4 protein-coding genes and 1 pseudogene are annotated in these 6,373 nt (G+C 39.8%); 2 read left to right on the top strand and 3 right to left on the bottom strand.

What is annotated here, in order from left to right:
- Positions 1–89: 89 nt before the first annotated feature.
- Positions 90–1,892 (bottom strand): DUF3685 domain-containing protein, encoded by a 1,803-nt coding sequence (locus PUQ00_RS06690; protein ID WP_300414406.1) that lies wholly within the window; start codon positions 1,890–1,892, stop codon positions 90–92.
- Between the two features lie 255 nt (positions 1,893–2,147).
- Between PUQ00_RS06690 and PUQ00_RS06685 the strand changes: the two are divergent.
- Positions 2,148–2,956, top strand: a pseudogene (locus PUQ00_RS06685) (hypothetical protein); the annotation flags it as partial.
- Between the two features lie 242 nt (positions 2,957–3,198).
- Here PUQ00_RS06685 and PUQ00_RS06680 read toward each other — a convergent pair.
- Positions 3,199–3,645: a Fur family transcriptional regulator gene (locus PUQ00_RS06680; RefSeq protein ID WP_300414404.1), complete on the bottom strand. Its 447-nt coding sequence runs from the start codon at positions 3,643–3,645 to the stop codon at positions 3,199–3,201.
- A 681-nt stretch (positions 3,646–4,326) separates the two neighbouring features.
- Here PUQ00_RS06680 and PUQ00_RS06675 point away from each other — a divergent pair.
- Positions 4,327–4,797 (top strand): CRR6 family NdhI maturation factor, encoded by a 471-nt coding sequence (locus PUQ00_RS06675; RefSeq protein WP_300414411.1) that lies wholly within the window; start codon positions 4,327–4,329, stop codon positions 4,795–4,797.
- Between the two features lie 38 nt (positions 4,798–4,835).
- On the opposite strand, the gene PUQ00_RS06670 is transcribed toward PUQ00_RS06675, so the two are convergent.
- On the bottom strand, positions 4,836–6,251 hold the full coding sequence (locus PUQ00_RS06670) for an isochorismate synthase (RefSeq protein WP_300414402.1): 1,416 nt from the start codon (positions 6,249–6,251) through the stop codon (positions 4,836–4,838).
- Positions 6,252–6,373 lie beyond the last annotated feature (122 nt).

Raw genomic sequence — 6,373 nt, 5'->3', positions numbered from 1 at the left:
CATTGGGCATTGGGCATTGGGCATTGGGCATTGGGCATTGGGCATTGGGCATTGGTTATTCCCCTTGTCTCCCTCATCTCCCTGCTCCCTCACTTAGATCGATCGCGATTTCGTCTCAGGTTCTTTTCTACTAACGATACGCTGCCAATACCTTGAAGAATACCACGACCGATTAAACCTAAACCCCGACCAATTACTTGGGTAAGAATGAAGACTATACCGCTACCTACAAAAGCTAATAGTGATTTTAAACGCGGTGCGATCGCATCACTAAATTCTAGGAGTAATGTCACTACTAAAGGAATATTAGAAAGTTTTACTAACTCCTGATTTCGAGGAGCATAAACTGAACTATTGGCAATGCCGCGAGGCGCAATTACAAATAGCTCATACCGACTTTCAAAAACTGCTTTTGGCTCATTGATATAATTTATTAATCGATATTTCCACGACAAATCATTTCTAAATCGTTCAATTTCTCTTGTGGAAATCAATTGGCTCCCATAAAAGTTTTGCTTAATCTCTTCTACATCTGCTAAAGAATTTAGGAGTGGTTGCACTACCCCATTCGCTACCTGAATTAACAAGTTCTCTAAAATCATTAATGCTTGGGACTTTGCTTCAGCGCTCACTACTGAATAGGAGATATTATTAATATTCAATTCTGTTTGAAATAGTAGATAAGAATACAACTCACAAACTAGTGGAATTTTATTGAGAATATCTCTCTGCACAACCTCTGGATTTTGCAACAATAAATTAACAATCTCTATATTTTGTCCCCCTAATTTTATCCGAGAAAACTTTCCAAAAAAATCTGTAATTGCTACTTGCCATAAATCGCTTATTAAGGTATTTTTTACTTCAAATAATTGACTTATCTCTATTTGAGAAGCACGTAGTTCATCTAACTGTTCTGCCAATTTTTGCAGGATAAGATAAAGTAATTCCCGTTTTTTATTTTCACGAAAGATGTCAATTTCTAAAGGTACATCTGTGACATTTCGTAAAGAAAATTGAAGTTTGGTAACGCAAGATGCAAACAAGTCAGATTCTAGTGTTCCTGGACTAAGTAAAGGTGATACAGTTTGCCTTTGTTGAATGGCGCTACTTAACGAAGGAGTCGGAGGTGACTCATCAACAACGGGGATATGTTCCTCTTGCCTTTCTTGTGATGAAACTAACAACCGATTTAGCAACCAACGAGCCGCTAGCAGTTCTCGCCTCTGTCCAGCTAGAATTGCTCGCTCTAATACTGGTAATCCGGGAACTTGTAATTGTGCTGTTACTGCGGCTAGGGTAACGTCAATGTCAGTAATTCCTGACAAACGTAAATTATTTCGCAGCTTAGAGAAAGGGAGTGCGGAGTGAGGAGTGCGCTTGCCGTGACCGTAGCCGAACGGGAGTAGAGGTTTAGCATTGCTAAAACCGTACAGGGAGTTAGGAGTTATTATTGCTTCCGTGTCCTGAAACCAATAGGAACCACCATCGGCAACTTCTTGCATGGCGGCAACTAACTCAAGAAGTGGTGTGCCTTTGGGGCAGTAGCCATTTACACCAATAGATTTTGCAGCCAATAGCAGTCCTTGTTCTTGCACAGAACTGAGGAGCAAAATTGGCAGGTTGGGATATAAAGCTCTGAGTTGCCGACAGAATTGTAAACCTAGCTGTTGACTGGTGGTGGAGCGACCATTACCGAATTCCAAAACCACCAAATTTACCTGATTAGGGTCTTGTTGGGCAATTTCTGCTAAAATTTGCAAGGCAACGGTGTCAGTTTCTACCACTGCGATCGCTTCCAGGTGAGGAATTGCTTCCAGACCTACCCGTAATCCCAGACGAAAAATCGGGTCTTGGTCGATTAACAATAATTTTATCGGGCGATCGATCATAGTCTACCCAATTAGACAAGTACTGTTTTTTACCAATCACAAAACAGCTTTGATCCAAAACTTTGTCTTTCCCATTGTTACCTGTTTTCGCAAGCTGATAAATCGATCATAATTGCCATAGGCAGTCTTCACTGTGTAATTAAATGAACTTGAGTATTTGGCACTGGTTGGCAGAACGTCATATCGCAATCAATCAAAATCAGAGGGTTTTCAGTAGGGCAATTGGCAGGTAAAGAAGACGCCGGTAAACTCACCCTCCAAGATCCGCAACTGCAAGGATTGCTGAAAACTCTCAGCCCAGGTAAATTGACTGATACTTAAGCTGAACAAGCACTGTCTTTGGTTGCAGATTCATTACTGGTGCAACAAATAAATAACGTTGCTATAGCTTGGCTAGTTGCCAATGGTGCAGAGGAACCTGAAGCTAAACTCTTAATACAACGTTTGGTCAACTCACTTCCTGGTAATATGCTGGTAGTCGTTACCGAAAATGCTGTACCTTTAGCCTTTAGCTCAACTGCAAAAATTTTTCCGTTTGGGGATTTCATTATCTCCCAGTTTGCTCGCCCCAGAAGTTGGTTCTACAGTCATTAAGAAAAAGGGCGGACAAGATGTCCCCCCCACAAGATTGGATAATTTATTTGTTGGAAGTCCCTTATGGAAAAACTAGTTTTTGCCAACTTTGGGCAGCACAGGTAGCACAAGAATTGTACCCTACTTGGATGCCTGTATTAATTAGGTTACGGGATGTCAAATATGGTAAAACTTTAATCGAAACCCTAATGCCGCATTTGTTGGGCATTTTGCACCGCGACAGACTGTTAGATGATCAACTATTGCAGTTAGCTGGTTATAACCAAAATTCTACCAGCACTTTTCTGTTACAGGAAATTTCTCATCGCCTGAGTAGATGGTTGTTGGGCTATCCGCTCATTGGCGGTATTAAGACAATGCTGCTGCCCTCAGAATCGGCTCATATCCACCGAACTCCAGAAGCGATCGCTAATTTACTCGCAGGTCGTCATCCCCAAGATTTACTTGAGCAGATGCAAGTGATCGGACTAATTGAAAGCTGTGAAGGCACGATTTTACCAGTAGATTTATATGATGATGATGCCGATGATGAGACAGTTTTTGGCAATAACTCCATTGTTGATAGTAATGGTTATTAAGTTTTTTTGCCTAGTGAAGCTAGAAGCCAGACTGTAAAAACCTCCAAACTCCTAACCCTTCTCTACCAGACGCTGCGCGTAACTTGCTTCCCCGTCGGGGTACGGCAGGCTCAGGGCATCGCTCCAAACTCTCATCACCCTTCTTGTGGATTACGGTAGCCAAAAAAGTTAATACTGTATTCAGTAATCCGCACTCCTGTTTGTTCTTCTATTTTGCGGATAAAATCTTCTGGTAGTTCCACATGAACATCAAGAATTTGATTTGTATCTATACAGTTGACATGACTGTGAGAATCACTGATATTGCCGTATAAACGACCATCACAACGTTCAATACACTCAATGATGTTTTGACTGGATAATGCTTCTAAATTTTGATAAACAGAAGTGTGACCGATCTCTTTACCTTGTAGATTCAAGCGATCGTAAATCTCTCTGGCAGAAAGATGTTCGTTTGCTTGCCAAAGTAATTCCAGAATAAACCGACGCTGACGACTCACACGCATACCCAGGATTTGACACTGCTCAAGCGCATCTTCTAGGGAACGAATTGGTCTTGTAGAAATTGTTTGTTTTTGCATATTACAGCTTGTTAACTGTTGAGGGAATTTTCCCATCTAAATGTTTATTGGTTATTTAATATATGCAATGATATTGCACACCGCTCTTTTACCTGTACTTGTGTTTTGGCTTTTGATGCTGCGGAAGTCACAGGTGGCAATAATGATTTTTTTGCTTGTTGACGGCTACTTTTTCAGACCTTAATCTAAAACAAACTCATTACAACTTTAACTTAAAACTGCTATAAATGTCCACCTTGGGGCAAGCGTTGCCTTTCCCAAGTAGGCTAATTCTAATGGCATACATGTTAATCGTGTAATAATTGTTTAGTTAAACACAAGTAATTATTCTAAATACAAATGTAATATTTAAGTGTAGCCAAATCCGGGGTACGTGAGTGGCGTAGGCGTAACCCAACCCAGGCATCACTAGCGAATCAAATCAAGACTAGTAACTAGATGTATATTTGTTATGACTTGCGAAAACTAAGCAAAAGTATCAAATAAGTTTGAGAAGGTCAGACTTGTGTGTAGACTTTGTATAGCTTGACCAATTATCAGCAAAAAAGTCTGACTAAATACTAATTGATTCCTCAAGAAGACTTTGTGCTGCTGAAAGTCCATCTAGCGTCAATCCCTGAAAGCTGCTACTGTAGATTCTCGATCCTACACTTGAGCATCAAAAAAGTGGCTGCTGAATCAATAACAATTGCGATCGCACTCAATAACGACTTCATTAACAATCTGGATCTGTCGCCTGCGTCAACGGTGATTGAACAACTGCTGCAAGATGGGGTGGTGTCCCATGAACAGCAGCTACGCTTTGATATCAATTACGATCTCGAACCTGGTGATCCACGAGAACTATCAGAAATCCCAGAAGTGCGGCTGTGGTTTGTACGCTTAGATGCCAAGTACCCTTGGTTGCCATTTTTACTAGATTGGAAAGCTGGGGAATTCGCTCGTTATGCCGCCATGCTTGTACCACACCAGTTTAGTTCCCAAGAAGGCATTCAGTACAATCCTGAAGCCTTAGAAATATTTTTGATGCACAAAATCTTTATTTTAGGTGATTGGCTAAAACAGCAGGACATCCCCAGCCTAGCACGGCTGAAGTCCATGGTCCAAATGCTGGGTTATGAATTAGATGATGCTTTTTTTGGGATATTTTAAATCCCCCACTGATTGCATTCTGAATTCTATATTCTCTTTTAAACTAATGCCTTTAGTAAAGCCTGAAGTTTAAGTTGCACTTCTGCAAACTCCTTGTGAGGATCAGAACCAGCCACGATGCCAGCACCAGCATATAATCTAGCGCGATCGCCATCAATTAATGCTGAACGAATTCCCACAATAAACTCGCAGTTACCCTGAGAATCTATCCAACCCAGAGGCGCAGCATACAAACCTCTCTCAAACCTTTCATAATGACGGATTTCCGCACAAGCAACATCTCGTGCTGCACCAGCAACAGCTGGTGTAGGATGCAATTGTCCGACAATCTTTAATGGATGTATGTTAGCAGGAACTGTAGCACTTATTGGTGTCCATAAATGCTGGATGTTAGATAATTGTCGCAGACGGGGCGCTAATATTTGGGGTAATAAACCTAGCTGGCATAGGCGTTGTGTAATGAAATCAAGTACCAGCAAATGTTCGTGCTTTTCTTTTTCACTATTGAGTAAGCGATTGGCATTAGCTGCATCTTCAGCAGGGGTTTTACCTCGTGGTGCAGAACCAGCCAAAGCATCAGTGATTAACTGTTGATTATTAATACTAATTAATCTTTCTGGACTTGCACCAATAAAGTTTTGTCCTTTGCCATTACTTGTAGAAAAAATATAACAATTAGGATGTATTTGCCTAAGATTATTTAAGGATTTAACTAAATCAAAGTGGTGACTTGACTTGACATCTAATATATCTGCTAAAACAACCTTACTTAAATGACTAGACTGAATTTTTTCCAAAACAGAGACTACTGAACGTTTAAATTGATCTGCGTTCGTGACGGATTTCTTGTAGAACTTTGCTGGAAAATAATCAATATTAGCAGAGTAATATTCTAAAGATTGGATAAATTCAATTTTATTTTGCACATTCTTCAACAATCTTGGAATATTTACATTTGCATTGATAATTATATTTGTTACTAATATACAGCGCTGATTTTTCACAGCTACTTGCCAACGTGGAAGAAAGATGGTAGCAGATGGAAATGGATAATCTAGTTGGGTATTTTTATCAAAAAAGCTGAAATAACAAAAAAAGTGAGGCCCAGAAAAAGGTTGATTAGCGTTACCAAAATTAATTATATTTTTTAGACGAGATTTGATAAAATATTCTGCTTGAGTGAAACGGTCTGCGCCATCAATCTGTAATTTTGCTACAGCATCAATTGCCGCGATCGCTTCTCCTTTACCTCTGTTCTCAAAGTAAAAATTTATTTCATTTGCTTGTGTAAGTTTATCTAATACAAGTAAAGGATCAACTAAATCGATCTCTTGGGAGATACTGACAATTTGCCTGGAATTATTTTTGACGCACTTTTCTTGCACTGTTACCAGAAATTGATATAAATCTTTGTGCTCTACAAAGAAGTTGCTACGACATGGTAAAACTGTCATGGATTTAACGATAGTAAATTTTTTTTAAGTTAACTTCCTAAAGTGTAATTAATCGTGGTCGTATTTCTACAGGTAACATATTAAGTTGTCATTTCACCAGCGTAGGATTTGGCTTGTTCGTG

It is taken from the genome of Nostoc sp. S13, assembly GCF_029379315.1.
Taxonomy (GTDB): Bacteria; Cyanobacteriota; Cyanobacteriia; order Cyanobacteriales; family Nostocaceae; genus Nostoc.
This window is presented reverse-complemented; position numbering and strand designations above follow the sequence as displayed.